Raw genomic sequence first — 25,873 nt, 5'->3', positions numbered from 1 at the left:
GCGAGGTAGACCATGGGCCGGGCCTCGGGGTTCCATGGTGCGGCAGTGCCGCTTGATGCCTGCAGGCAAAACCCTTACGTTTGCCGCCTTTGCGGTATCGGGCGCGGCACGCGCCGGAGGAGTGGCTGTGAAGATGGTGTGCCTGGACCTGGAGGGGGTCCTGGTCCCGGAGATCTGGATCGCGTTCGCCGAGCTCACCGGTATCGAGGAGCTGCGTGCGACGACCCGTGATGTCCCGGATTACGATGAGCTCATGCGCCTGCGTCTCGACGTCCTTCGCCGTCACGGGTTGGGCCTGCCGGATATCGAGGCGGTGATTGCCGGTATGGCGCCGCTGGAGGGCGCGCGCGCCTTCCTGGACGAGCTACGTGCCGAATACCAGGTGGTCATCCTCTCCGATACCTTCTACGAGTTCGCCCGCCCGCTGATGCGCCAACTCGGCTGGCCGACGCTGTTCTGCCATGAGCTGGAAGTCGCCGACGACGGGCGCATCAGCGACTACCGGCTGCGCTTGAGCGACCACAAGCGGAAATCCGTGGAGGCCTTCCGCGCCCTGAACTTCCGCACCGTCGCGGCCGGGGATTCCTACAACGACACCACCATGCTCGGTGCCGCGCACGCGGGCATCCTCTTCCGGGCCCCGCAGAAGGTCATCGATGAGTTCCCCCAGTTCCCGGTGGCCGCCGACTACGAGGAACTCGGCGAGGGCATACGACGGGGCCTGCAGACGGCCTGACTGGAGGCCGCAGCCATGCGCGTCGCGATACTGGCCGACACCCACGGCTTCGTAGACCCCCGTGTTGCCGAATGCGTGGCGCACGCCGATGTGGCCGTGCATGCCGGTGACATCGGTGGCGCGGATGTGCTGCTTGCGCTGCAGCCCCGCGAGGAGCTGGTCGCCATCCGTGGCAACAACGACACCAGCGCCCGCTGGTCCGAGGGGGAGCGCCACATGCTCGAGACCCTGCCACGGGAGGCCAGTGTGAACCTGCCCGGTGGGCGGCTGGTGGTGGTCCACGGGGATGACGGCGGCACCCTGGTGCAACGGGCGCGGCGCTACCGGCGGCGTTTCCCGGATGCCGGGGCGGTGGCGTTCGGGCACAGCCACCGGCTGGCCACGGACCTCGGGGAGCGGCCGTGGCTGCTCAATCCGGGCGCGGCGGGGCGCACGCGCACCAACGGCGGGCCATCGCTGTTATTGCTGGAGTGCACGACGCATCGCTGGAATGTGGAGGCGGTGCGCTTCCCGCCCCGTCGCACGCCCCCGCGGCGCCGGCGCGGTGCCGCGCCCGTGGACGACGAGTCGGAATGAGCCGGGGCGGGGGCGGACAGGAGAAGGATCCGGGGCTGGTGCAACGCGTGCAGGCGCTCGCCGCGCGCGTGGACGACGAGGCGCCGCCGCCCTGGCGTCCGGTATTGCAACGCCGGCTCGCCGGGGTGCGCCGGCGTCTCGGCCGCGGAGGCCGGCCGCGAAAGGGTGTCGAGGCGCTGGAGCGGGATGTGCAGCGCCTGACGGCTCGCTATCGGGCCCGCTCGGGCTGCCGGCTGGCGCCGAACTTCGAGTTGGATCTCCCGGTCATCGAGCGCCGGGAAGACATCGCCCGTGCCATCGCGGACAACCAGGTGGTGGTGGTCTGTGGCGAAACCGGTTCCGGAAAGAGCACCCAGCTGCCCAAGATCTGCCTGGAGCTCGGCCGCGGCGTCGAGGGGCTGATCGCCCATACCCAGCCGCGGCGTATCGCCGCCCGCAGCCTGGCCGCCCGGGTGGCCGAGGAGTGCGGTACCGAGCTGGGCGCCGGGGTCGGCTACCGCATCCGCTTCAGCGACCATGTGGCCGACGCCACGCGGGTGAAGCTGGTCACCGACGGGATGCTCCTCGCCGAGACCCAGGGCGATGCCGATCTCGCCGACTACGACACCATCATCATCGACGAGGCCCACGAACGCAGCCTCAACATCGATTTCCTGCTGGGCTATCTCAGCAACCTCCTGCCGCGGCGGCCGGATCTCAAGGTGATCATCACCTCGGCGACCATCGACCCGGAGCGCTTCTCCCGGCACTTCGGCGACGCCCCGATCGTCAACGTCTCCGGGCGCACCTATCCGGTGGAGGTGCGCTACCGGCCCCTGGCCACCGAGGACGACAACGAGCGCGATCGAAGCCTCCAGCAGGGCATACTGGATGCCGTCGACGAGCTCGCCGCCGAGGGTCCCGGCGATGTGCTGGTCTTTCTCCCCACCGAGCGGGACATCCGGGAGACCGCCGAGGCCCTGCGCAAGCACCACCCCCAGCACACCGAGATCCTTCCGCTGTTCGGTCGTCTCTCCGCCGCCGAGCAGCAACGGGTGTTCGCCCCCCATGGCGGGCGCCGCGTGGTGCTGGCGACCAACGTCGCCGAGACCTCGCTGACGGTCCCCGGTATCCGCTACGTGGTGGATAGCGGCCTGGTGCGGCTGAGTCGCTACAGCTATCGCACCAAGGTGCAGCGGCTGCCGGTGGAACCCATCTCCCGCGCCAGTGCCGACCAGCGTGCCGGCCGCTGCGGCCGCATCGCCCCCGGTATCTGCATCCGGTTGTACAGCGAGGAGGACTATCAGTCCCGCCCCGAGTTCACCGACCCGGAGATCCTGCGGACCAACCTCGCGGCGGTGATCCTGCAGATGAAGCACCTGCGGCTCGGGGCCATCGATGCCTTCCCCTTCGTCGAGCCGCCGGATCCCCGCTACGTCCGCGACGGCCTGAAGCTGCTGCGCGAGCTTGGCGCCATCGACGACGACGAGGTGCTGACCGAGACGGGGCGGCGGCTGGCGCGGCTGCCGGTGGACCCGCGCATCGCCCGCATCCTCCTCGCCGGGGAGGCCCACGGTTGCCTGCGCGAGGTGCTGGTCATCGCCGCCGCGCTGTCCGTCCAGGATCCACGCGAGCGGCCCATGGAGGCCCGCGAGGCGGCCGACGAGGCCCACGCCCGCTGGCGTGACGAACGCTCCGATTTCCTCGGCCTCCTGCGGCTCTGGGACGAGTACCACGAGGGCGCACGCCACCGTACCCGCCGCAAGCTCCGCGAGTGGTGCCGCGAGCACTTCCTCTCCTATCTGCGATTGCAGGAATGGCGGGACGTCCACCGCCAGCTCCGGGACCTGGTCAAGGGCGGCGGCGCCCGGGAGAACGAGGCGGCCGCGGAATACGAGCCGCTGCACCGTGCCCTGCTGACCGGATTCCTGTCCAACGTGGCCCTGCGCCACGAGGACGGCGGCTACATGGGACCCCGCAACCTACGGTTGGCGATCTTCCCGGGTTCCGGGCTGGCGAGACGGCGGCCGAAGTGGATCGTCGCCGCCGAGCTGGTGGAGACCGCGCGGGTGTTCGCCCGCACCGTCGCGGAGGTGCGTCCGGAGTGGATCGAGGCCGAGGGCGCCCACCTGGTCCATCGCCAGTACTACGAACCCCACTGGCAGCGGCGCCGTCGCCGAGTGGCCGGCTTCGAGGATGTGACCCTCTACGGCCTGCCCTTGGTGCAGCGACGCCGGGTGAATTACGCGCGTATCGATCCCGAGGCGGCGCGGGCGGTGTTCATCGACGAGGCCCTGGTCCGCGGGCGGCTGGACAGCCGCGCCCCCTGCCTGGCCCACAACCGCCGGGTGATCGCCGAGGTCGAGGCCCTGGAGGCCAAGGCCCGCCGGCGTGACGTGTTGGTGGAAGAGTCGGCCTTGCGCGCCTTCTATGAGGCGCGTTTGCCCGCGGAGGTGGTGGACGGGCCGAGCTTCGAGCGCTGGGTACGGCGCGGCGACCACGATCGCCGGCTGCGACTACAACGACAGGACCTGATGGCCCGCTCGGCCGGCGAGCTCACCGGTGCCGAATTCCCGGACCGCCTGGTCCTCGGCGGCGGGGTGGAGTTGCCCCTGCGCTATCGCTTCGAGCCGGGCGCCGGCGACGACGGCGTCACCGTGATCGTGCCCCTGGCGGCGCTCAACCAGCTGGACGCCGAGCGTCTGGAGTGGCTGGTGCCGGGCATGGTGGAGGAGAAGGTGACCACCCTGATCCGCTCGCTGCCCAAGGCGTTGCGGAAGCACTTCGTGCCGGCGCCGGATTTCGCCCGTGCGGTGCTCGAACGCCTGCGCTTCGGCGAGGGCTCGCTGAGCGAGGCCCTGTGCCGGGAGCTCGAGGGCATGACCGGTGTGAGCATCCCCCTGGACGCCTGGGACGAGGCGGATCTGCCGGCGCACCTGTTCATGAATGTGCGGGTCGTGGACGCGGAAGGGGCGGTGCTCGGCGAGGGGCGTGACCTCGGGGCGCTCCGCTCGCGGCTCGCCGGCGAGGCCAGCGCCTCGTTCGGCGGCCAGCAGGCCCGTGGCCGGGAGCGTGCCGGATTGCGGCGCTGGGAGTTCGGCGATATCGAGGACCACATCACCATCGAGCAGCACGGTGTTACCCTGCGCGCCTACCCCGCCGTGGTGGATGAGGGCGACAGCGTGGCCCTGCGCCTGCTCGATGCCCCCGAGGCCGCGGCCCGGGCGCATCGTGCCGGCGTGCGGCGCCTGTATATGCTGAGCCTCCCGGATCAGGCCCGTCACCTGCGCCGGGCGTTGCCGGGCATCGACCGGCTGTGCCTGCTCTATAGCGGGATCGGCCGTTGCGAGGCCCTCAAACGCGATATCCTCGATGCCGTGTTCGATCGGGTGTTCGTCGGTGGCGAGCCGCCGCGAACCCAGGGCGACTTCGAGGCGAGACTGAGCGCCCATCGCGCCGAGCTCGTGCCCACCGCCGAGGCGCTGACGGCCACCGTCGGGGCCATCCTCGAGCGGCATCACGCCATCCGCAAACGCCTCAAGGGCTCGATCCCCCTGTCCATGGTGAACGCCATGGGCGACGCGCGCGAGCAACTCGAGGCCCTGGTGTACCCCGGCTTCGTCAGCGCCACACCGCAGCAGCGCCTCGATGAGCTGCCGCGCTACCTGGCCGCCCTGGAGAAGCGGCTGGAGCGCTTGGAACGTGACCCCGGCCGGGATGCACCTCTGCACAAGGCGGTGCGGCGTTGGTGGGAGGCCTATCTCGAGCGTCGCGAGCAGCACGAGCGCAAGGGTGTCGACGACCCCGGCCTGGAGCGGTTCCGCTGGCTGCTCGAGGAGTACCGGGTGTCACTGTTCGCCCAGGAGCTGGGCACCCGCGAGCGGGTCTCGGACAAGCGCCTCGCCGAGGCCTGGCGGGAGGTCCGCTAGCCGGGACCGTTTCGTGGGAGCCATGGATGAACGCGAATGCACGCGGATTCGAGTGGCTCATCCCCCCTTTGGTCTTCAGTGGATTTCGGAATCTTTCCGGCTACTGCGTCGGTGTGGATCGGTGGGTACCCGTGGCCGCGTCCTGACGCCGGCGCGGCTGTTGGTGTAAACTCCCGCGGTTTTCGCGGCAGTGCCGCTGGCGGAAGGAAAGGACCACCGATGGTCGAGATCAATACGCTTACCCAGACATTGGAAGACCTCAAGGGACGCACCGAGTCCCTTAGGGGGTATCTTTGACTACGATGGCCGGAAGGAACGCCTCGAGGAGGTAAGCCGGGAGCTCGAAAACCCGGATGTCTGGAATGATCCGGATCGGGCCCAGGGCCTGAACAAGGAGCGGGTCCGACTGGAGGAGGTGGTCGGGACGCTGGAGCGTCTCCTCGGTGGCCTCGATGACGCCGGCGAGCTCCTCGAGATGGCCCGCGAGGAGGGTGACGAGGATACCCTGGCCGCGGTGGCCGAAGACCTCGAGTCCTACCGCCGGGATATCGAGGCCCTGGAACTGCAGCGGATGTTTTCCGGGGAGATGGACGCCAAGAACGCCTTCCTCGACATCCAGGCGGGCTCCGGGGGCACCGAGGCGCAGGACTGGGCGAACATGCTGCTACGCATGTATCTGCGCTGGTTCGAGCGCAAGGGCCTCAACGCGGAGATCATCGAGCTCTCCGAGGGCGAGGTGGCCGGCATCAAGAGCGCGACGGTGAAGGTGGAAGGGGACCACGCCTTCGGCTGGCTGCGCAGCGAGACCGGCGTCCACCGCCTGGTGCGGAAATCGCCCTTCGACTCCGGCAATCGTCGCCACACGTCGTTCGCGGCGGTGTTCGTCACCCCGGAGGTGGACGAGGACGTGGACGTGGAGATCGATCCCTCGGACCTGCGGGTGGATGTCTACCGGGCCAGCGGTGCCGGCGGTCAGCACGTCAACCGGACCGAATCGGCGGTGCGCATCACCCATCTGCCCACGGGGATCGTGGTGCAATGCCAGAACAGCCGCTCCCAGCACGCCAACCGGGCGACGGCCATGGATCAGCTCCGTGCCAAGCTCTACGAGCTCGAGCTGCAGAAGCAGCGCGAGAAGGCGGAGCAGGTGGAAGACTCCAAATCCGACATCGGGTGGGGCAGCCAGATCCGTAATTACGTCCTCGACCAGTCGCGGATCAAGGACCTGCGTACCGGCGTGGAGGTAGGTAACACCCAGGCGGTGCTCGACGGCGACTTGGATCCGTTCATCGAGGCCAGCCTCAAGGCCGGGGTGTGAGGGCGGTTGAACCCCCGCCATTTCAGGCGCGGGTGGAGGCGGGGGCGGGGTACTCCGATCCCGGAGACGCTGTGAATACGTCCGTGTACGCTCGACGGCGGCCATCCCTGGCCGCCGACGCTCCGGGACCGGACTACCCCGCCCCCGTCCCTCAGGCACCGCGGTAGCCGGCGAGAACATTGCGACAACGTATACAGCGGGCCCTATAGAGACGCTATGTCGAGCAACGAACAGACCGACGAGAACAAGCTCATCGCCGAGCGGCGGCGCAAGCTCGCGCAGTGGCGGGAGACCGGACGGGCCTTCCCCAACGACTTCCGACCGGATGCCCAGGCCGGCGTGCTGCAGCGCGAGTATGCCGATGCCGAGCGCTGGGATAATGACGCCCTGGAGGCGGCCGGGGTCCGGGTGCGGATTGCCGGGCGGATGATGGCCAAGCGGGTGATGGGCAAGGCGAGCTTCACCCACATCCAGGACATGAGCGGGCGCATCCAGCTGTTCCTGCGCCGGGACGACCTCCCCGAAGGGGCCTATCAGGCGTTCAAGGGCTGGGATCTCGGCGACATCGTGGGTGCCGAGGGTGTGCTCATGCGCACCAAGACCGGCGAGCTGTCGGTGCGCTGCGAGTCCGTGGAGTTGCTGACCAAGTCCCTGCGTCCGCTGCCGGAGAAGTATCACGGCCTCACCGACACCGAGGTGCGCTACCGGCAGCGCTATCTGGACCTGATCATGAACGACGCCTCCCGGCAGACGTTCATGTTGCGCAGCCGGATCATCCAGTACATCCGCGAGGCCTTCAACGCCCGGGGCTTTCTCGAGGTGGAGACGCCGATGATGCAGCCCATCCCCGGCGGTGCGGCGGCGCGGCCCTTCGTCACCCACCACAATGCCCTGGGTCGGGACCTCTACCTGCGCATCGCCCCGGAACTCTATCTCAAGCGGCTGGTGGTCGGTGGCCTGGAGCGGGTCTACGAGATCAACCGGAACTTCCGCAACGAGGGGGTCTCCACACGGCACAACCCCGAGTTCACCATGCTGGAGTTCTACCAGGCGTACGCGGATCACAACGAGCTCATGGACCTCACCGAGGAGCTGCTGCGGGGGCTGACCCGGGAGGTCCTAGGCGACCAGCGCGTCAGCTACCAGGGCGAGACCTTCGATTTCGGCACGCGCTTCCCGCGGCTACCGGTGCGCCAGGCACTGCTCGATTACAACGATGACCTCGACGAGGCCACCGTGGACGACCGCCAGGCCCTCGGCGCCTATGCCGGCCGGCGCGGGCTGGCGGTGGAGGCGGGCTGGGGGCTCGGCAAGCTCCAGGTGGAGCTCTTCGAGGCGACGGTGGAAGAGCGGCTGCACGGGCCGGTGTTCATCGTCGAATACCCCAAGGAGGTCTCGCCGTTGGCCCGGCCCAAGGACGACGACCCCTTCGTCACCGAGCGCTTCGAGCTGTTCGTCGGTGGCCGGGAGATCGCCAATGGATTCTCCGAGCTCAACGATGCTGAGGATCAGGCGGAACGCTTCCGGGAGCAGGCCGCGGCCAAGGAGGCCGGCGATGATGAGGCCATGTTCTACGACGCGGACTTCATTCGTGCCCTTGAGTACGGCCTCCCGCCCACCGCGGGGGAGGGGATCGGCATCGACCGCCTGGTGATGTTGCTCACCGACGCCCCCTCCATTCGGGACGTGCTGTTGTTCCCGGCCATGCGCCCGGAGGCCTCCGAGTAGGATCCGCTCAGGCGGCCTCCCCGGGTGGCTGGTAGGGCAGCGGCAGCGGCGACAGCCGCCGGCCGTCCACTTCCAGCGGGCCGTCGGCGGCCTCGATGCGCAGCACCGCGAGGGCCTCGAATGCGGCCCCACCGCAGGCGGCGGCCATCACGATCTCCCCGGCCGCATTCCCGTTGGCACCGGCTACCCCCGCCCCGGGTGCTGGGCTGTCCCCCTCACCGCGGAGGCGGTAGAGCCGGCGCTTGAGTTGGCCGAGGTAGTGCATTCGTGCCACCACTTCCTGGCCGGGATAGCAGCCCTTTTCATAACAGAGCCCGCCCAGTGGCTCCAGGTTGAGCATCTGGGGGACGAAACGCTCGACGGTCTCGGGCAGCACCTCCGGCAGACCGGCCTGGATATCCAGCAGTCGCCAGGCCTCCGGGTGCACGGGGTGGAGTGCACGCACCATGTTCGCCCAGAGCGCGGGCGTCTCCTCGGCCGGCGCGAGCAGCAGCCATCGGGGCCGGGGATCGGGCAAGCGGATCACCGTCACCTCGCCGGCCTGCACGGCCTCGTCCGCGGACGCCGGCGGCGTGCCGGCGTTCTCCGCGAGCGCTCCTCCGGTGGCGGCGCCGGCGAGCCCCATCCCGGTGAGGCCCTCGCTGACGTCCTCGATGTCGACCCGGGAGCGCAGCACGAACAGGCGCAGGCGTTTGATTACCGTGTCCACTAGCGGGCGGGGCAGCAGCAGGCGGTAGCCGTCATCGAGGCGCAGGACGCGGAACAATGCCAGCAGCCGCCCCTTGGGGTTGCACCATCCCGCCAGGCGGGTGTTGCCTGGCGCCATGTCCTGGACGGCATTGGTCAGCTGTGCGTGTAGGAACTCCCCGGCGTCCTCGCCGGTGACCCGCAGCACGCCGAGGTCAGGCAAGGGAGCGACCAATCCATCCTCGTCGGCGGCATCAGCACGCCGATCCAGCTGCTCGAAATGTATAATGCTTGTCCATGTCTCGTGCATCATTGGCTGACCGTCGCTATCATCATGCGATACCCTGGAGCATTATTTCACGTCCGGGCGCCACGGACGAAACCACTGAGTGAGGGCGAGCAATGAGTGAGAGGGATCGGCGTGCGTCAGACAATCCGGAAGAGGAAGAAACCCAACGCGAGCCGAGCGAGGGCGGCGAGCCCACAGACGGGGACGAGGTTGGGCGACGCCCGCGGGAGATCGGTGGCAGCCGTGGTCCGGAGCCTACCCGCTACGGTGATTGGGAGCACAACGGTCGTTGTACGGACTTCTGAGACACGATAAGCGGACCAGAGGCGCGGCAAGAAAAAGTTCCTTTATTGCAACAGGTTAGAACATATTTTTCATGTGTGGTGCAGCGCAAGACACTTGCAAGGCGAACGGTGAGCGTATAGTTTAGCGCCGGCTTGGCCCGAACTACCCGAATGAATGAAGCGGAGCGAGTCCCATGCAGACCGATAACCGGCCGCTTTCCCCCCATCTCCAGATCTACCGGCTGCCGTTCACGGCGCTGACCTCCATCAGCCACCGCGCCTCGGGCGTGCTGCTCTCGGTGGGCGCGCTGGTGCTGGTGTACTGGCTGGCCGCCCTGGCGGGCGGGCCCGCGAGCCATGCCTCGGCGAGCGCGGTCCTCGGCAACTGGTTCGTCCAGCTGTTGATGTTCCTGTGGACGTTCGCGCTGTTCTACCACCTCTGTAACGGGATCCGGCACCTGTTCTGGGATGCCGGTTACGGTTTCGAGCTGGAGACCGCGCGCAAGAGCGGCGTCGCCGCCATTGTCGCCGCGGCGGTGCTGACGCTGGTGGCGTGGATCATCGCCTGGAGCGCCTGATGGCGAGGGAAGAGGGGGCAGCTATGAATTTCCGCACTCCGATCAAGCAGGCCCGGGGCCTGGGTTCCGCGCATCACGGGGCCACCCACTGGTGGCTGCAGCGGCTCACGGCGGTGGCGCTGGTGCCGCTGATGCTGTGGTTCGCCGTGGGCGTGGCCACCCTCAGCGGTGGCGGCTATACCGCGGCGGCGGCCTGGCTCAGCTCGCCGTTCAATGCGGCGCTCATGGTGCTGGTGGTAGGGCTGGTGTTCTGGCATGGGGCGCTGGGCATACAGGTGGTCCTGGAGGACTACGTCGGCGATGAGGCACTGCGGCAGGTGCTGATCGTCGCGGTGAAATTCTTGTCGGTGCTGTTCGCCCTGGTGGGCATCATCTCCGTGCTGACCGTGGCGCTGGGAGGCTGATCGATGGCAGATGATTACGAGATCGTCGACCATACCTACGACGTGGTGGTGGTGGGCGCCGGCGGTGCCGGGCTGCGCGCCACCTTCGGTATGGCGGAGAAGGGACTCAACACGGCCTGCGTGACCAAGGTCTTCCCCACGCGCAGCCATACCGTGGCCGCCCAGGGGGGCGTGAGCGCCGCGCTCGGCAACGTGGGCGAGGACGACTGGCGCTGGCACGCCTACGACACCATCAAGGGCTCGGACTGGCTCGGTGACCAGGACGCCATCGAATACATGTGCCGTGAGGCCATCCCCGCCATCATCGAGCTCGAGCACTACGGCGTACCGTTCTCCCGCACCGAAGAGGGCAAAATCTATCAGCGCCCCTTCGGCGGCATGACCACGCACTTTGGCGAGGGCACGGCCCAACGGACCTGCGCGGCCGCGGACCGTACCGGCCACGCCATGCTGCATACGCTCTACCAGCAGTCGCTCAAGCACCAGGCGGAATTCTATATCGAATTCTTCGCCATCGATCTGATCATGGACGAGGAAGGCAACTGCCGCGGCGTCATCGCCCTGGAGCTGGCGACGGGCAAGATCCACCGCTTCCGTGCCCATATGGTGGTGCTGGCCACCGGCGGCTATGGCCGGACCTATTTCTCCTGTACCTCGGCGCACACCTGCACCGGCGACGGCGCGGGCATGGTCCTGCGGGCGGGGCTGCCGCTGCAGGACATGGAGTTCATCCAGTTCCATCCCACCGGCATCTATGGCGCCGGGTGCCTGATCACCGAGGGGGTGCGCGGCGAGGGCGGCTATCTCACCAACTCCGATGGGGAGCGCTTCATGGAGCGCTACGCCCCCAATGCCAAGGACCTGGCCTCCCGGGACGTAGTCAGCCGTTCGATGACCGTCGAGATCCGGGAGGGCCGTGGTGTCGGGCCAGAGGGCGATCACATCCACCTCCACCTGGAGCATCTCGGCCCGGAGGTCATCAACGAACGTCTGCCGGGCATCGCCGAGACGGCGCGGATCTTCGCCGGGGTGGATGTCACCAAGGAACCCATCCCCGTTCTGCCCACGGTGCACTACAACATGGGCGGTATCCCGACGAATTACCGCGGCGAGGTGGTCGCACCGAAGGACGGCGATCCCGATGCGGTGGTCCCCGGGCTGATGGCCATCGGCGAGGCCGCCTGCGTCTCGGTCCACGGCGCCAACCGGCTAGGCTCGAACTCGCTGCTCGATCTGGTGGTCTTCGGACGGGCCGCTGCCATCCGCGCCGCGGAGGTCATCGGCGAGGGCGGGCAGAACCACCGGCCCTTGCCCAAGGACAGCGCCGAGCCGGCCCTGGCCCGACTGGAGCGCCTGCGCAACGCCAACGGCTCCGAACCCACCGCGCGCATCCGTGACCGCATGCAGCGGACCATGCAGAACTATGCCGCGGTGTTCCGTACCGGCGAGACCCTCGACGAGGGTTGCCGGCGGATGGAGGAGATCTATCAGGCCTTTGCCGATGTACAGGTGACCGATCGCTCGCTGATCTGGAACACGGACCTGATCGAGACCCTCGAGCTGGAGAACCTCCTGGGTAATGCGGTGACCGCCGTGAAGTCGGCACGTAACCGCGCCGAGAGCCGAGGCGCCCATGCGCGGGAGGACTACCCGGACCGGGATGACGAGAACTGGATGAAGCACACCGTCACCTGGATGGATGACAGCGGCGAGGTCACCATCGATTATCGGCCGGTGCATATGAACACGCTGACCGACGAGATGGAGGTCATCCCGCCGAAGAAGCGGGTGTACTAGGGATCGCGGTCCGTACGGTCAAGCGCTAGCGAAGAGGTTCACGAGATGGCGAAGTTCAGTCTTCCCGCCAATTCCCGGGTCCAGGAGGGCACCACCCACCGCGCCGACGGCGGTGGCAACACCCGGCACTTCAAGGTCTATCGTTGGGATCCGGACAGCGGCGAGAACCCGCGGCTGGACACCTACGAGGTGGACATGGACAGCTGCGGCCCGATGGTCCTGGACGCCCTGATCAAGATCAAGAACGAGATCGATCCCACGCTGACCTTCCGGCGCTCCTGCCGCGAGGGCATCTGCGGTTCCTGTGCCATGAACATCGACGGCCAGAATACCCTGGCCTGCACCAAGGGCATCGACGAGATCGACGGTGACGTCCGCATCTATCCGCTGCCCTCCATGGCGGTGGTCAAGGATCTGATCCCGGATCTCACCCACTTCTATGCCCAGTACGCCTCCATCCAGCCGTGGATCCGGACCCAGACGCCGGCGCCGCCGGATCAGGAGCGACTGCAGTCCAAGGAGGACCGCGAGGAGCTCGACGGGCTCTACGAATGCATCCTTTGCGCGTGCTGCTCCACCTCCTGCCCGAGCTACTGGTGGAATCCGGATCGCTACCTCGGTCCCGCGATCCTGCTGCAGGCCTATCGCTGGATCGCCGACAGCCGCGACGAGGCCACCGGCGAGCGCCTCGATGAGCTCGAGGATCCATTCAAGCTCTATCGTTGCCACACCATCATGAATTGCACCTCGGTGTGCCCCAAGGGTCTCAATCCGGCCAAGGCCATCGCCGAGATCAAGAAACTGATCGTGGCGCGGCGCTGAGGGTGTCCGAGGCATCGCGGCTGCGCTGGCGCTGCCGGCGCGGCACCAAGGAGCTGGATGTCGTGCTCGAGCGATTCGTGAGCCGGGAGTACGAGCGGCTCGGCGAAGCCGAGCGGGCCGCCCTGGAGCGGCTGCTCGATGAGGAGGACGACCGTCTGGTGGATTGGTTGCTGACGGCCAGGGAACGGCCTGCCGATGGGGAAGTCGCCGCACTCGTCGAGCGCATCCGCCACCTCGTGTGATCTCTACCTGGCGCCGTCGGCGTGGGTGGCGGCCACGCTGGTGGGGACCCACGCGGCGGCGGCCGTCCCCGTACCCCTGTTGCCGGGCGTCCCCGCCTGGGTGGCCCTTCTGTGGTGTCTTGCCGTAACCCTCAATGGCGGCCGGCTGCTGCGCTGCCACGTCGCACCGCGGCGCGGCCGGCACCCCGGAAGACGCTTGGTGTTGCACGGCGACGGCCACCTGTGGCTGGACGGGGGGACCGGCTGGGTGCGGGTGACCGATCACGCGCGGCGCGGTCCGCTGGTGGTGATCCGCTACCGGGATGGTCATGCCTCCGGGCGCCTGCTGCTCGCTCGCGATGGGGTTGATGATTGGCGCGGGCTTTGCCGCGTGCTCCAGGCAATGCGGTAGCCCTCGGCCTAGTCCGGGACGAGTACTGTTGGGCGCGGGGTGTCGGTGCCGCGCCGGGGATGGTCCCGTGTGAAATGCAGGCCCCGGCTCTCGCTCCGATGGCGGGCGCTTCGGATGATGAGCCCCGCCACCATGGCGAGGTTGCGCAGCTCGATGAGGTCGGGGGTGATGCGGAAATGGCCGTAGTACTCCCGGATCTCCGCGGTGAGCAGCGCCCAGCGGTTGTGCGCCCGCTGCAGGCGCTTGTCGGTGCGCACGATCCCCACGTAGTCCCACATGAACCGCCGTAGTTCGTCCCAGTTGTGGCTCACCACGACCTGCTCGTCGGAGTCGCTGACCCGGCTCTCATCCCAGGGCGGCAGGGCCGGTGGCGCCGGCTCCTCGGCCAGGTGCGCCCCGGCAATGTCCTCGGCGGCGCTGATGCCGAAGACCAGGCATTCCAACAGCGAGTTGCTCGCCAGCCGGTTGGCCCCGTGCAGCCCGGTATAGCTGCACTCGCCGATGGCATACAGGCCCGGGAGGTCGGTGCGCCCGTGGCGGTCCACCACCACGCCGCCACAGGTGTAATGGGCGGCCGGCACCACAGGGATCGGTTCACGGGTCAGGTCGACGCCGAAGTCCAGGCACCGGCGGTGGATGGTGGGGAAATGCGCCCGAAGCCATTCCGCGGGTCGGTGGCTGATGTCGAGGTAGACGCAGTCCAGGCCGAGGCGTTTCATCTCGTGGTCGATGGCGCGCGCGACGATGTCCCGCGGTGCGAGCTCGGCCCGGGAGTCGAAGCGCGGCATGAATCGCTCGCCGTCGGGCAGGCGCAGCACCGCGCCCTCGCCTCGCAGGGCCTCACTGATCAGAAAGGACTTCGCCTGCGGGTGGAAGAGGCAAGTGGGATGGAACTGGTTGAATTCCATGTTCCCCACGCGGCAACCGGCACGCCAGGCCATGGCGATGCCGTCGCCGGTGGCGCCGTCCGGGTTGCTGGTGTAGAGATAGACCTTGCTGGCGCCACCGGTTGCCAGGACCACCCGCCGGGCCGCCACCGCATGGACGTGGCCGCTGCGCGCATTGAGCAGGTACGCACCGTGGCAGCCGGGCTCGCCACCAACCCGCCGGTGGGTGACCAGGTCCACCGCCGAGTGGTGGGCTCGGATGGTGATGTTCCCCCGCGCCCGTGCGGCCCCTTCCAGGGTGGTCTCCACCGCCCGGCCGGTGGCGTCGGCCGCGTGGACGATTCGGCGGTGACTGTGTCCGCCCTCGCGGTGGAGGTGGAGGGCGTTGCCCCCGTGCTCGCGGGAGAAGGGCACCTCCGCGGCCAGCAACCAGTCGATGGCCGGCGCGGCCCGCTCGGCCACGAACCGGCAGACGGCGGGGTCGCTCAGGCCGGCACCGGCCTCCAGGGTGTCGGCGACATGGGCGTCCACCGAGTCCGTCGCGTCGAGCACCGCCGAGATGCCGCCCTGGGCATACAGGCTCGCACCCTCGGTGACCTCCCCCTTGGCTACCACGCACACGGCGAGCGTCGGCGGCAGCCGCAGCGCCAGGGTCAGGCCGGCCACGCCGGAGCCGATGATGAGGACGTCGTAGCGCTCCGTGGTCCCTGTGGTCATCGAGTTGCACCCGTTGTCGGCTATCGGCTACGCTCAGCGCGCTATTCGCTGCCGCGCAGCTTCCCGGGGGAACGAAGCCTAGCACGTAGCAGCGGGCCTCCGCCCGGATGCGGAGCCGGCGCCCATCACCGCGACGAAGCGCACGAACTATCCATGACGTCCATTGTCTACCGCTTTGAGCAGCGACCGGTGCCCCGTCGGAGGGGTCGCCCCTGATGGCGGACTCCGAGTCGGATGCGGCACTGGTGGCGCGTGCCAAGGCCGGTGACAAGCAGGCCTTCAACGTGCTGGTGCTCAAGTACCAGCACAAGCTGATCAAGCTGATCTCGCGGTATGTTCATGATCAGTCCGAGGCGATGGACGTGGCGCAGGAGGCCTTCATCAAGGCGTATCGGGCGCTGCCGCGCTTCCGCGGCGATAGCAGCTTCTATACCTGGTTGTACCGCATCGCCATCAACACCGCCAAGAACCACCTGGTGTCGATGGGGCGGCGGCCGCCGGATAGCGACGTGGATGCCCAGGATGCCGAGCGATATGACGTGGATTCTCCGCTCAAGGATCATGAGTCACCGGAGGCGCTGGCGCGCCGCGACGAGGTGCAGCAGGCGGTGCTCGACGCCATCGAGGAGCTCCCGGAGGACCTGCGCACGGCCGTGACCCTACGGGAGTTCGAGGGGATGACCTACGAGGAGATCGCGCAGGCGATGGATTGCCCGATCGGGACCGTGCGCTCACGGATTTTCCGCGCGCGGGAGGCAATTGACCGGCGGCTCAGGCCGCTTCTGTCGGAGGCGACGGGTGACGGGAATGAGTAATCAGCTGGACGAACAGCTTTCGGCGCTCGCCGATGACGAGTTGCCGGAGGAAGAGGCGTCGCTACTGTTACGACGCTTCGCCCGGGAGCCGGCGCTGGTGGATACCCTTGGCCGGTACTACACCATGCGAGCCGCCGTACACGGCGAGCTCGGCCCGGCAGCGGACGGGGCATTCGCCGCGCGCGTGGCGGCGGCGCTGGACGAGGAGCCGGCCCTGACGGGGGCAGCGCCCCGAGCGCGCGGCTCGCGCCTGCTCGCGCGGGTGACGCGGCCGGTGGCGGGTCTCGCGGTCGCCGCCTCCGTGGCGGTGGTTGCCGTGGGACTATGGCCGGCCCGCGAGGGCTCGACTCCGGCACCCGGCGGTGCGGAACCGGCGGTGGTCGCGGATGCCGGCAGCGCTTCCGCAGGTGCGGGCAGTGGCTCGGTGCCGTTGCGCCGGGCGAGCTCCGGCGAGAGCACCGCCAGCGCAGGAGCCGAGGTTGCGGAGACCCTGGAGCGGCTGCAGTGGCGTCAGCTGGACCCCAGCGTGCAGCGCCGGCTCAATGGCTTCCTGGTCAATCACAGCGAGAATGCTGCCGGGACGGGGCCCGGCGGCATGCTCAACTATGCGCGCATCGCCGGGCATGCGCGTGGCGAGTAAGGTCCGGGGCAGCTGGCTGACGGCGGCCGCCGCGCTATTGCTGGCGCTCGCTGCCCCCTCCGAGGCGCGGGAAGACAACAGCGCCGCCCACCAGTGGCTGGAGCGCATGATTTCCGCCGCGCAGCAGACGAGCTATACCGGGGTGTTCGTCTATCGTCAGGGCCCGGAGATGCTCGAGTCCATGCGCATCGTCCACCGCAGCGACAACCCGGGTATCCGCGAACGACTCTATTCCCTGGACGGGGTGGCGCGGGAGATCATCCGCGACGGTGACCGCGTTACCTGTATCCTGCCCGACGACAACTCCGTGATGGTGGATTACCGGCAGGTGCGCAACCCCCTGGCCAGTGTGTTGCCGCGGGAGCCGGAGAAGATCGGCCGCCACTACCGGCTCGCGCTGGCGGAGGGCGACCGCGTCGCCGGCCGTGGCGCGCAGCGGCTGCATATCCATGCCAGTGATCCGTTCCGCTACGGATACCGTTTCTGGATCGACGAGATCACCGGGCTGATGCTGCGTGCCGAGCTTGTGCACGACGACGAGATCCTCGAGCAGGTGGCCTTCACCGAGGTACGCTTCCCCGATTCCATCCCCGATGAATGGTTGGAGCCGGAGCTCTCCGGCCGCGATTTCACCTGGTATCACGCCGACCATAGGGACGACGCCTCGCTGGAGTTCGAGCCGCAGTGGCGGCTGGAGTTCGTGCCGCCGGGCTTTGAGCTGCGTATGAGTGAGCGGCGTGTCATGGCCATTGACGCCGATACCCCGGTGGAGCATCGGCTGTACTCCGATGGCATGGCCTCGGTGTCCGTTTACGTCAGCGGCGTCGACGGCAAGTGGTCGGGCTTCGAGGGGCTTTCGCGAATGGGTGCGTTCAGCGTGTTCGGACGCATCGTCGGCGACCGCCAGGTGCTGGTGATGGGCGAGGTGCCGCCCCGCGCGGTCACGCGCATGGGCCGCTCATTGAATTTCCGGGACGGCGGATGATCCGCGAGCGCGCCCGAGTGGTGGCGGTGGAGGGGCCGGAGGTCCATGTCGAGGCGAACCCCGCCTCCGGCTGCCACGGCTGCGTCGCGCGCAGTGGCTGCGGCACCGGCGCCCTGTCCGACTGGCTCGGCCGCCGGCGTCCCCTCGTGGTGATCACCGACATGACGACCTCTCCCGGTGATGAGGTGGTCCTGGAGATCCCGGGACGCGGCCTGCTCGCCGCCAGTACCGTCGCCTATATCCTGCCGTTGCTGATACTGCTCACGGGTGCCGTTGCCGGGCGCGCGCTCGCATCCGGCCTGCCACTCGACGCCGACGCCGGTGCGCTTGCGGGGCTGGTGCTGTCGCTGGGGTTGTGGTGGGCGCTGCTCGCGCGTGGTCGCCGGGCCACGGCCCGTGTCAGGGTGGTGGAGGTCCGCCCGGGCGGTGGGCATAACGATTCCGAGGAGGAGGAAAGCCAATGAGAGGTCCGTTGTCGGCGCTGCTGGGGGTGCTGCTGGTTGCCATGGTGGGGCCGGCGCAGGGGCAGCTGCCGGAGTTTACCGAAATGGTCCGGGAGAACAGCCCGGCGGTGGTCAACATCAGCACCACCCGGGAGCATGCCGATGGCCCGATGGCGGATAGGATGCCCGAGCTGCCCGAGGACCATCCCTTTCGGGATTTCTTCGATCGCTTCCGCGAGGAGGAGCCGCGCGGGCCGCGTGCGCCTTTTGAGAGCGACTCCCTGGGCTCCGGGTTCGTGATCTCCGAGGACGGACACATCCTTACCAACCACCACGTGGTCAGTGACGCCTCGGAGATCGTGGTGCGTCTGTCCGACCGCCGGGAATACACCGCCGAGCTGGTGGGGGCGGATCCACGCAGCGACCTGGCGCTGCTGCGTATCGACGCCGAATCCCTGCCGGTGGTGCGCATCGGCCGTTCCTCCGAGCTGGAGGTGGGCCAGTGGGTGCTCGCGATCGGCTCCCCCTTCGGTTTCGAGCATTCGGTGACCGCGGGCATCGTCAGTGCCATCGGCCGTAACCTCCCGCGGGAGAACTACGTACCCTTCATACAGACGGACGTGGCGATCAACCCGGGCAACTCCGGGGGGCCGCTGTTCAACCTCGACGGCGAAGTGGTGGGTATCAATTCCCATATCTACAGCCGCACCGGTGGCTTCATGGGGGTCTCCTTCGCCATCCCCATCGAGCTGGCGATGGAGGTGGTGGAGCAGCTCCGTGATGGCGGCGAGGTCGCCCGGGGCTGGCTCGGGGTAATGATCCAGGACGTTACCCGGGAACTGGCGGAATCCTTCGACATGGAGCGCCCCGAAGGCGCGCTGGTGGCACAGATCGTCGAAGACAGCCCGGCCGCGGATTCCGGGCTGGAGGTGGGGGATATCATCGTCACCTACAACGGCCGTGACGTCGCGAGCTCCGGTGCGCTGCCTCCGATGGTGGGTCGCACCGCCGCGGGAGAGACGGCGACGGTCGAGGTCATCCGGGACGGCCGGCGCCTGAGCCTGGATGTTACCATTGGGCAATTGCCGGCGGATCTCGCCGCTGCCGGCGGCGAGCCGGAATCCGGACCCGTCGAGCGCCTGGGCCTGGTGGTCCGCGGCCTGGACACCGCGACGCGGGAGGCGCTCGGGCTGGCTGCCGATGTCCCCGGTGTACTTGTCGAGGAGGTGCGCCCGGGTCCCGCCCGCCGTGCGGGGATCGAGTCGGGGGATGTGATCAGCCGGGTCAACCGCGAGGCGGTGGATTCGCCGGCGGCGCTGGAGCGGGTACTCGCCGGTCTGGATCCGGGGCAGAGCGTGGCGGTACTGGTTCGCCGTGAGGACGGGCCGCGCTTCCTCGCGCTACGAGTGCCCGAACGCTAGCGGATTTGAGCCCGCCGGCCTAACGCCGTATCGTTTGCGCCTCGAGCCGACCCCGCGCGGCGGCGCCCCGCCGCGGGGTCCCGCCCGTTTGCACAACCGGAGACCCAATGGCCTCACACGCGATGGAACGAATTCGGAATTTTTCCATCATCGCCCATATCGACCATGGCAAGTCAACCCTGGCCGACCGCTTGATCGAGCGCTCGGGGTCGCTGTCGTCGCGGGAGATGGCGGAACAGGTCCTGGATTCCATGGATCTGGAGCGCGAGCGCGGTATCACCATCAAGGCCCAGAGTGTCTCCCTCGAGTACAAGGCCCGAGACGGTGCTGTCTACCAGCTGAACTTCATCGATACCCCCGGCCACGTGGACTTCTCCTACGAGGTGAGCCGTTCGCTGTATGCCTGTGAGGGCGCACTACTGCTCGTCGACGCCTCCCAGGGCGTGGAGGCGCAGAGCGTGGCGAACTGCTATACGGCCGTCGAACAGGGCCTCGAGGTCCTGCCGGTGCTCAACAAGATCGACCTTCCCTCGGCGGAACCGGATCGGGTGATCCACCAGATCGAGGAGATCATCGGCCTGGACGGCATGGATGTGCTCGGTATCTCCGCGAAGACGGGGCAGGGCGTCGACGATCTCATGGAGGCGTTGATCGCTCGTATCCCGGCGCCGCAGGGCGACCCCGAGGCACCGCTGAAGGCGCTGATCATCGACTCCTGGTTCGACAACTACCTCGGGGTGGTGTGCCTGGTGCGGGTGTTCGACGGCACCCTGCGCAAGGGCGACCGTATCCGGGTCATGGCCACCGAGCGCGATTTCCAGGTCGGGGACGTGGGGATCTTCACGCCCAAGCGCACCCCCTGGGAGTCGCTGAGCGCCGGCCGGGTCGGCTTCGTGGTGGCGGGGATCAAGGACATCGACGGGGCCCCCGTGGGCGATACCATGACCCACGCCCAGCGCCGGACCCGCGAGCCGGTACCCGGGTTCAAGGTGGTCCAGCCGCGGGTGTTCGCGGGCGTGTTCCCGGTCAATGCCGATGACTATGAGGCCTTCCGTGATGCGCTGGGCAAGCTGCGGCTCAACGACGCCTCGCTGTCCTATGAGCCGGAAACCTCCACGGCGCTGGGGTTCGGATTCCGCTGTGGCTTCCTCGGCATGCTCCACATGGAGATCATCCAGGAGCGGCTCGAGCGCGAGTACGGCCTGGAGCTGATCACCACCGCGCCCACCGTCGTCCACGAGGTGGTTACCCGGGACGGCGAGGTCTTTCAGGTCCACAACCCCTCTCAGCTGCCGCCGGTGGGCGAGATCGAGGAGATCCGCGAGCCCATCATCCGTGCCAGCATCCTGGTGCCGCAGGAGCACGTAGGCCCGGTGATCAAGCTCTGCGAGGACAAGCGCGGCACCCAGAAGGACATGCAGTACGTGGGCAACCAGATCTCGCTGGACTACGAGATGCCCATGTCGGAAGTGGTGCTGGACTTCTTCGACCGACTGAAGTCGGCGAGCAAGGGCTATGCGTCCTTCGACTATGACTTCCGCCGTTTCGAGGCGGCGCCGCTGGTCAAGCTGGACGTCCTGGTCAACGGCGACCGCGTGGACGCGCTGTCCACCATCGTCCACCGCGACCACGCCCAGGGCCGCGGCCGCGAGCTCACCGAAAGGCTCAAGGAGATCATCCCGCGGCAGATGTTCGAGGTGGCCATACAGGCCGCGGTGGGCTCCAAGGTGATCGCCCGCTCCACCGTCAAGGCCATGCGCAAGAACGTGACGGCCAAGTGCTATGGCGGCGACATCACCCGCAAGCGTAAGCTCCTGGAGAAGCAGAAGGCGGGCAAGAAGCGGATGAAGCAGGTGGGCAAGGTGGAAATCCCCCAGGATGCCTTCCTCGCCGTGCTGCAGGTGGATCAGAACAAGTAGAAACGGGACAGGTACGCGGATGCTGGATTTCGAGACTCTGCTGGTGGTGGTGACCGCGGTCACCGGGGGCGTGTGGCTGTGGGACCGCCTCGGCCGGCGTCGCCAGCGCCGGAAGGGACACAAGGATCCGTGGTATGTGGATCTGCCGCGCTCGCTGTTCCCGGTGATCCTGGTGGTGCTGGTGATCCGCTCGTTCATCGCCGAGCCCTTTCGTATCCCCTCGGGCTCGATGATCCCCACCCTGCTGCCCGGTGACTTCATCCTGGTGAATAAGTTCGCCTACGGCCTGCGCCTGCCGGTCGCCCACGCAAAGTTCCTCGAGGTCGGCGAGCCGGAGCGCGGCGATGTCGTGGTGTTCCGCTATCCCGAGGATCCCTCCCAGGACTACATCAAACGAGTGGTGGGCCTGCCCGGTGACGAGATCCGCTATGAGGACAAGCGGCTCTACGTGAACGGCGAGGTCATGGCGCAGGATTCGCTCAAAGACTATCGCGATGATCCCACGGTCTCGGTACGCGAGGAGGACCTGGATGGGTTTCGGCACCGCATCCTGGTGCACGAGAACGCCCCGGGGCGCGATTTTGAGTATCAGGTGCCGGAGCGTAGCTACTTCGCCATGGGCGACAACCGGGATCGTAGCTCGGACAGCCGTTTCTGGGGGCCGGTACCGGAGGAGAACCTCGTGGGCGAGGCGTTCCTGGTGTGGCTGAGCTGGGATATGGACAATGGCGGGCTCCACTGGCGCCGCATCGGCGATATCATCCGCTGATGGGTTCAACCGGGAGGGACGGATAGTGAACGCGACACGGAGCTCGCAGCAGGGGATGACGATTACCCAGCTATTGGTGGGGCTGGTGGTGATCGGCTTCCTGGCGCTGGTGGGGGCGCGGCTGATTCCCGTCTATATCGAGGCCTATTCGGTGGGACGGATCCTCGAGGGTATCGCCGCGGAGACTCGCTATACCGGCAGCAATCGCGCGGAGATCCGACGGACCTTCAGCCGCCGGCTCTCGGTCAACGACATCGACAGCCTCGAGGCCTCAGACCTGGAGCTGGAGAGCGTCTCCGGCGGAATGAGGGCGAGCGTGGCCTACGAGGTACGGCGCCCGCTGATCGGCAACCTCGACGTGGTGGCCCGCTTCGACCGGGCCGCGGTGATCCCGAACTGACGTGTCTGCCGGAGCATTGCAACAGCGATTGGGGTATCACTTCGGTGATGAGGCCCTGCTCGAGCAGGCGCTTACCCACCGCAGCGCCCCCGGTCCTAACAACGAGCGCCTGGAGTTCCTCGGCGACAGCGTGCTCAACTTCGTGATCGCGGCGGAGGTCTTCGCCCGCCGCCCAGGCGCCCGGGAGGGCGAGCTCAGTCGCCTGCGCGCGAACCTGGTGAACAAGGCGTCTCTCGCGAGGCTCGCTCGGACCCTGGGGCTCGGCGCCCATATCCGGCTCGGTGGCGGTGAGCTCAAGACCGGCGGACATCGCCGGGATTCGATCCTCGCGGATGCCGTCGAGGCGCTCCTCGGGGCGGTCTATCTCGACGGCGGTTTCGAGGCCTGCCGCGGCGTGATCGCCTCGCTGTACCAGGAGTGGCTGGAGGACTTGCCCGAGCGCGGTGAGCTCAAGGACCCGAAGACCCGACTGCAGGAGTATCTCCAGTCGCGCCGGCTGCCGCTGCCCGACTACGAGGTGGTGGATATTCAGGGCCGTTCCCACGATCAGACGTTTGTCGTGTGTTGTCGCGTCGACCGCCTCGAGCTCGCCAGCGAGGGCGTCGCCGACAGTCGACGCCGCGCCGAGCAACGGGCGGCACAGGAGATGCTTGCGCGACTGGAGCGCGGCGACACCCAATCCGGAGACCCCGACCGATGAGCACCCCCACGCCCACCCTGCGCAGTGGTTTCGTCGCCTTGGTGGGCCGGCCCAACGTGGGCAAGTCCACACTGTTGAACGCCCTGCTGGGCCAGAAGGTGAGCATCGTCACCCGCAAGCCCCAGACCACGCGCCACCGCATTATCGGCGTGCATCACATCGAGGGCGCGCAGCTCGTCTACGTGGACACGCCGGGGCTCCATGCCGCCACGCGCACGGCGATGAACCGCTATCTCAACGACGCCGCGATACGGGCCCTCGACGACGTGGATGCCGTGGTCGTCGTGGTGGATGCCACGCGCTGGAGCGACGATGACGAGCTGGTCTTCGCGCGGCTGCCCTCCGTCCGGGCGCCGGTGATCCTGGTCATCAATAAGGTGGACCGGCTGGCGGACAAGGCCCGCTTGCTGCCCCTGATCGAGCAGCTCAGCGCGCGCCACGATTTCGCCGCGGTGGTGCCGGTCTCGGCGCGGCGGGGCAAGAATCTGGATGCCCTCGAGCAGGAGCTCGTCGCCTGCCTGCCCGAGGGCCCGCCGCTGTTCCCCGAGGACCAGCTCACCGACCGCTCGGAGCGGTTCATGGCGGCGGAGCTGATCCGCGAGCAGCTGATGGCGGGCCTCGGCGAGGAGCTTCCCTATGCCACCACCGTGGAGATCGAGGCCTTCGAGCAGGAGGGGCGGCTGCGGCGGATCGCCGCGCTGATCTGGGTGGAGCGCCCGGGGCAGAAGAAGATCGTCATCGGCGAGGATGGGCGGCGGCTCAAGCACATCGGCCGGGCCGCACGGCTGGAAATGGAACGGTTGTTCGACGCCAGGGTCCATCTCCAGCTCTGGGTGAAAGTCCGGGAGGGGTGGTCGGACGACGAACGCGCCCTGCGGTCACTGGGCTACGGCGAGGGCTAGGATGCCCGGGGCGCAGGGGGGGCGGGCCACCCTTGAGCCGGCCTATGTGCTCCATCGCCGCCCCTACCGCGACACCAGCCTGCTCCTGGAGTGTTTCAGCCGGGATCATGGCCGGGTGGGATTGATCGCCCGGGGGGCCCGGCGGCCTCGCTCACGGCTATCGGGGGTCCTCCAGGCCTTCCAGGCGCTGACCCTGTCATGGCAGGGCCGCGGGGAGCTGGCCACCCTCACCGACGCCGAGCTCGCTGGACCGCCCCGCCACCTGCAGGGCACGCGGCTGATCAGCGGTCTCTATGCCAACGAGATCCTACTGCGCACCACGGCCCGGAACGATCCCCACCCGACGCTGTTCGAGCGCTACGTCGCGCTGGTTACCGCGCTGGCCGTGGACGCCGGTAGCGAGGGCGCGCTGTTGCGGATCTTCGAGCGGGATCTTTTGGCGAGCCTCGGCTACGGGCTGAGCCTGGAGCGCGACCGGGACGGCCGGCCGGTGGTGCCGCAGGGGTACTATGGGTACGATCCGGGGACGGGGCTCTATCCGATCTCCGGCGAACGGGGCGAGGCGGTCATCGGCGGGCGAGTGCTGCTGGGGCTTGCAAGCGGCGAGCCCGCGGCCGCCGCCAGCGCCGAGGCCCGGGCGCTTATGCGCCGGGCGCTGGCGCCATACCTCGGCGAGCGGCCCCTGTACAGCCGCTCGTTGTACCGGCAGCGGCTGCGTGTGGCGGCAGAGACCAACGACGATACGGACAAGGGGGATCAGGGCGAATGACAGCGTGCCTACCGCTGCCCCTGCTGGGGGTGAACATCGACCACGTCGCCACGCTGCGCCAGAGCCGGGGCACCCGATACCCCGAGCCGGTGCAGGCGGCGCTGCTCGCCGAGGAGGCCGGGGCCGACGGCATCACCGTGCACCTGCGCGAGGATCGTCGCCACATCCGGGACCGGGACGTGCGCCTGCTCGTCGACACGGTGCAGACCCGGCTCAACCTGGAGATGGCGATGACCGACGAGATGGTGGGCATCGCGGAGTCGTTGCGCCCCGCCCACTGCTGCCTGGTCCCCGAGCGCCGGGAGGAGCTGACCACCGAGGGCGGGCTGGATGTTGCCGGCCAGCCGGAACGTAGCCACGAGGTGTGCCGGCGTCTCGCCGCGGCGGGGGTGAATGTCTCCTTATTCGTGGATCCCGACCCCCGGCAGCTGGAGGCCGCGGTGGCGGCCGGGGCGCCCACCGTGGAGATCCACACCGGTGAGTACGCCGATGCCGGAGACGGCGCGGCGGCGGAGCACGCATTCCAGCGGGTGACGGAGGCGGTGGCCTACGCCCGGGGCCTGGGCCTGACCGTGAACGCGGGCCATGGGCTGCACTATCACAACGTGGCGCCGGTGGCGGCCCTGCCCGGCATCCACGAGCTCAACATCGGTCATGCGATCGTCGCCCGTGCCGTGTTCACCGGGTTGGGCGAGGCGGTGGCGGAGATGAAGCGGCTGATGCGCGAGGCGGTCCGGGGCTGAGGC

The 25,873-nt window shown here is 68.3% G+C and carries 26 protein-coding genes; 24 read left to right on the top strand and 2 right to left on the bottom strand.

All coding sequences use genetic code 11. The features are described 5' to 3' along the window. Window positions 1–133: 133 nt before the first annotated feature. The 5 genes from thrH (at window position 134) to lysS (ending at window position 8,266) form a co-directional block, all read left to right on the top strand. Entirely contained in the window at window positions 134–736 is a 603-nt protein-coding gene (thrH, locus tag ACQ754_RS03445; protein WP_440995661.1) for a bifunctional phosphoserine phosphatase/homoserine phosphotransferase ThrH, read from the top strand. A 15-nt stretch (window positions 737–751) separates the two neighbouring features. Continuing rightward, window positions 752–1,312 carry a metallophosphoesterase family protein gene (locus ACQ754_RS03440; protein ID WP_440995586.1) on the top strand — a complete coding sequence of 187 codons (561 nt, stop codon included), beginning with the start codon at window positions 752–754 and terminating at the stop codon, window positions 1,310–1,312. Next, entirely contained in the window at window positions 1,309–5,220 is a 3,912-nt protein-coding gene (gene hrpA / locus ACQ754_RS03435; protein ID WP_440995585.1) for an ATP-dependent RNA helicase HrpA, read from the top strand. The genes ACQ754_RS03440 and hrpA overlap by 4 nt, the downstream gene beginning before the upstream one ends. 219 nt (window positions 5,221–5,439) lie before the next feature. Continuing rightward, window positions 5,440–6,538, top strand: a protein-coding gene (prfB, locus tag ACQ754_RS03430; protein ID WP_440995584.1) for a peptide chain release factor 2 whose coding sequence is annotated in 2 segments (ribosomal slippage) — window positions 5,440–5,514 and window positions 5,516–6,538 — 1,098 coding nt in all. Because the reading frame shifts where the segments join, the coding sequence is not laid out codon by codon here. Between the two features lie 216 nt (window positions 6,539–6,754). Continuing rightward, window positions 6,755–8,266, top strand: coding sequence for a lysine--tRNA ligase (gene lysS / locus ACQ754_RS03425; protein WP_440995583.1), 1,512 nt, complete (start codon window positions 6,755–6,757; stop codon window positions 8,264–8,266). A gap of 7 nt (window positions 8,267–8,273) precedes the next feature. Here the strand turns inward: lysS and ygfZ are convergent, their stop codons facing one another. Next, a complete protein-coding gene (gene ygfZ / locus ACQ754_RS03420) occupies window positions 8,274–9,176 on the bottom strand; it encodes a CAF17-like 4Fe-4S cluster assembly/insertion protein YgfZ (protein WP_440995582.1) in 903 nt (300 codons plus the stop codon). 179 nt (window positions 9,177–9,355) lie between these two features. Between ygfZ and ACQ754_RS03415 the strand changes: the two genes are divergently transcribed. The 7 genes from ACQ754_RS03415 to ACQ754_RS03385 all read left to right on the top strand — a co-directional run bounded on the left by ACQ754_RS03415 (window position 9,356) and on the right by ACQ754_RS03385 (window position 13,760). Further along, window positions 9,356–9,547 (top strand): DUF1674 domain-containing protein, encoded by a 192-nt coding sequence (locus ACQ754_RS03415; protein WP_440995581.1) that lies wholly within the window; start codon window positions 9,356–9,358, stop codon window positions 9,545–9,547. Window positions 9,548–9,720: 173 nt separating this feature from the next. Further along, complete coding sequence (sdhC, locus tag ACQ754_RS03410; protein ID WP_440995580.1) at window positions 9,721–10,104, top strand: succinate dehydrogenase, cytochrome b556 subunit; 384 nt, start codon at window positions 9,721–9,723, stop codon at window positions 10,102–10,104. 23 nt (window positions 10,105–10,127) lie between these two features. Next, a complete protein-coding gene (gene sdhD / locus ACQ754_RS03405) occupies window positions 10,128–10,508 on the top strand; it encodes a succinate dehydrogenase, hydrophobic membrane anchor protein (RefSeq protein ID WP_440995579.1) in 381 nt (126 codons plus the stop codon). Window positions 10,509–10,511: 3 nt separating this feature from the next. Further along, window positions 10,512–12,305, top strand: a complete 1,794-nt coding sequence (sdhA, locus tag ACQ754_RS03400; RefSeq protein WP_440995578.1) for a succinate dehydrogenase flavoprotein subunit — start codon at window positions 10,512–10,514, stop codon at window positions 12,303–12,305. A 45-nt stretch (window positions 12,306–12,350) separates the two neighbouring features. Next, window positions 12,351–13,127, top strand: a complete 777-nt coding sequence (locus tag ACQ754_RS03395) for a succinate dehydrogenase iron-sulfur subunit (protein WP_440995577.1) — start codon at window positions 12,351–12,353, stop codon at window positions 13,125–13,127. Between the two features lie 2 nt (window positions 13,128–13,129). Further along, complete coding sequence (locus tag ACQ754_RS03390; protein ID WP_440995576.1) at window positions 13,130–13,369, top strand: succinate dehydrogenase assembly factor 2; 240 nt, start codon at window positions 13,130–13,132, stop codon at window positions 13,367–13,369. Then, the gene (locus ACQ754_RS03385; protein ID WP_440995575.1) at window positions 13,323–13,760 is read left to right on the top strand and encodes a hypothetical protein; all 438 of its coding nucleotides are present in this window, start codon (window positions 13,323–13,325) and stop codon (window positions 13,758–13,760) included. Before ACQ754_RS03390 ends, ACQ754_RS03385 begins: the two co-directional genes overlap by 47 nt. Window positions 13,761–13,768: 8 nt before the next feature. On the opposite strand, the gene nadB is transcribed toward ACQ754_RS03385, so the two are convergent. Continuing rightward, window positions 13,769–15,364, bottom strand: coding sequence for an L-aspartate oxidase (gene nadB / locus ACQ754_RS03380; protein ID WP_440995574.1), 1,596 nt, complete (start codon window positions 15,362–15,364; stop codon window positions 13,769–13,771). Window positions 15,365–15,579: 215 nt separating this feature from the next. On the opposite strand from nadB, the gene rpoE reads away from it, so the two are divergent. The 12 genes from rpoE (at window position 15,580) to pdxJ (ending at window position 25,870) form a co-directional block, all read left to right on the top strand. Continuing rightward, window positions 15,580–16,179: an RNA polymerase sigma factor RpoE gene (gene rpoE / locus ACQ754_RS03375; protein WP_440995573.1), complete on the top strand. Its 600-nt coding sequence runs from the start codon at window positions 15,580–15,582 to the stop codon at window positions 16,177–16,179. Continuing rightward, window positions 16,172–16,819, top strand: coding sequence for an RseA family anti-sigma factor (locus tag ACQ754_RS03370; RefSeq protein WP_440995572.1), 648 nt, complete (start codon window positions 16,172–16,174; stop codon window positions 16,817–16,819). Before rpoE ends, ACQ754_RS03370 begins: the two co-directional genes overlap by 8 nt. Beyond that, on the top strand, window positions 16,809–17,804 hold the full coding sequence (locus ACQ754_RS03365) for a MucB/RseB C-terminal domain-containing protein (RefSeq protein ID WP_440995571.1): 996 nt from the start codon (window positions 16,809–16,811) through the stop codon (window positions 17,802–17,804). Before ACQ754_RS03370 ends, ACQ754_RS03365 begins: the two co-directional genes overlap by 11 nt. Further along, window positions 17,801–18,268 carry a SoxR reducing system RseC family protein gene (locus ACQ754_RS03360; protein WP_440995570.1) on the top strand — a complete coding sequence of 156 codons (468 nt, stop codon included), beginning with the start codon at window positions 17,801–17,803 and terminating at the stop codon, window positions 18,266–18,268. The genes ACQ754_RS03365 and ACQ754_RS03360 overlap by 4 nt, the downstream gene beginning before the upstream one ends. Next, window positions 18,265–19,668 carry a DegQ family serine endoprotease gene (locus ACQ754_RS03355; RefSeq protein WP_440995569.1) on the top strand — a complete coding sequence of 468 codons (1,404 nt, stop codon included), beginning with the start codon at window positions 18,265–18,267 and terminating at the stop codon, window positions 19,666–19,668. Before ACQ754_RS03360 ends, ACQ754_RS03355 begins: the two co-directional genes overlap by 4 nt. A gap of 107 nt (window positions 19,669–19,775) precedes the next feature. Further along, window positions 19,776–21,587 (top strand): translation elongation factor 4, encoded by a 1,812-nt coding sequence (gene lepA, locus ACQ754_RS03350; protein ID WP_440995568.1) that lies wholly within the window; start codon window positions 19,776–19,778, stop codon window positions 21,585–21,587. 19 nt (window positions 21,588–21,606) lie between these two features. After that, on the top strand, window positions 21,607–22,356 hold the full coding sequence (gene lepB / locus ACQ754_RS03345) for a signal peptidase I (RefSeq protein ID WP_440995567.1): 750 nt from the start codon (window positions 21,607–21,609) through the stop codon (window positions 22,354–22,356). A gap of 25 nt (window positions 22,357–22,381) precedes the next feature. Next, window positions 22,382–22,756: a DUF4845 domain-containing protein gene (locus ACQ754_RS03340; protein ID WP_440995566.1), complete on the top strand. Its 375-nt coding sequence runs from the start codon at window positions 22,382–22,384 to the stop codon at window positions 22,754–22,756. A 16-nt stretch (window positions 22,757–22,772) separates the two neighbouring features. Next, window positions 22,773–23,456 (top strand): ribonuclease III, encoded by a 684-nt coding sequence (gene rnc, locus ACQ754_RS03335; protein ID WP_440995565.1) that lies wholly within the window; start codon window positions 22,773–22,775, stop codon window positions 23,454–23,456. Continuing rightward, window positions 23,453–24,358 (top strand): GTPase Era, encoded by a 906-nt coding sequence (era, locus tag ACQ754_RS03330; RefSeq protein WP_440995564.1) that lies wholly within the window; start codon window positions 23,453–23,455, stop codon window positions 24,356–24,358. Before rnc ends, era begins: the two co-directional genes overlap by 4 nt. Before the next feature lies 1 nt (window position 24,359). Beyond that, complete coding sequence (gene recO / locus ACQ754_RS03325) at window positions 24,360–25,127, top strand: DNA repair protein RecO (protein ID WP_440995563.1); 768 nt, start codon at window positions 24,360–24,362, stop codon at window positions 25,125–25,127. Next, a complete protein-coding gene (gene pdxJ, locus ACQ754_RS03320) occupies window positions 25,124–25,870 on the top strand; it encodes a pyridoxine 5'-phosphate synthase (protein ID WP_440995562.1) in 747 nt (248 codons plus the stop codon). Before recO ends, pdxJ begins: the two co-directional genes overlap by 4 nt. The last annotated feature ends 3 nt before the right edge of the window (window positions 25,871–25,873 follow it).

The sequence above is a fragment of the Arhodomonas sp. SL1 genome (genome assembly GCF_052060015.1).
In the GTDB taxonomy this organism is placed as follows: domain Bacteria; phylum Pseudomonadota; class Gammaproteobacteria; order Nitrococcales; family Nitrococcaceae; genus Arhodomonas.
Note: the sequence above shows the minus strand (reverse complement) of the source record. Positions and strands in the feature narration are given on the sequence as shown.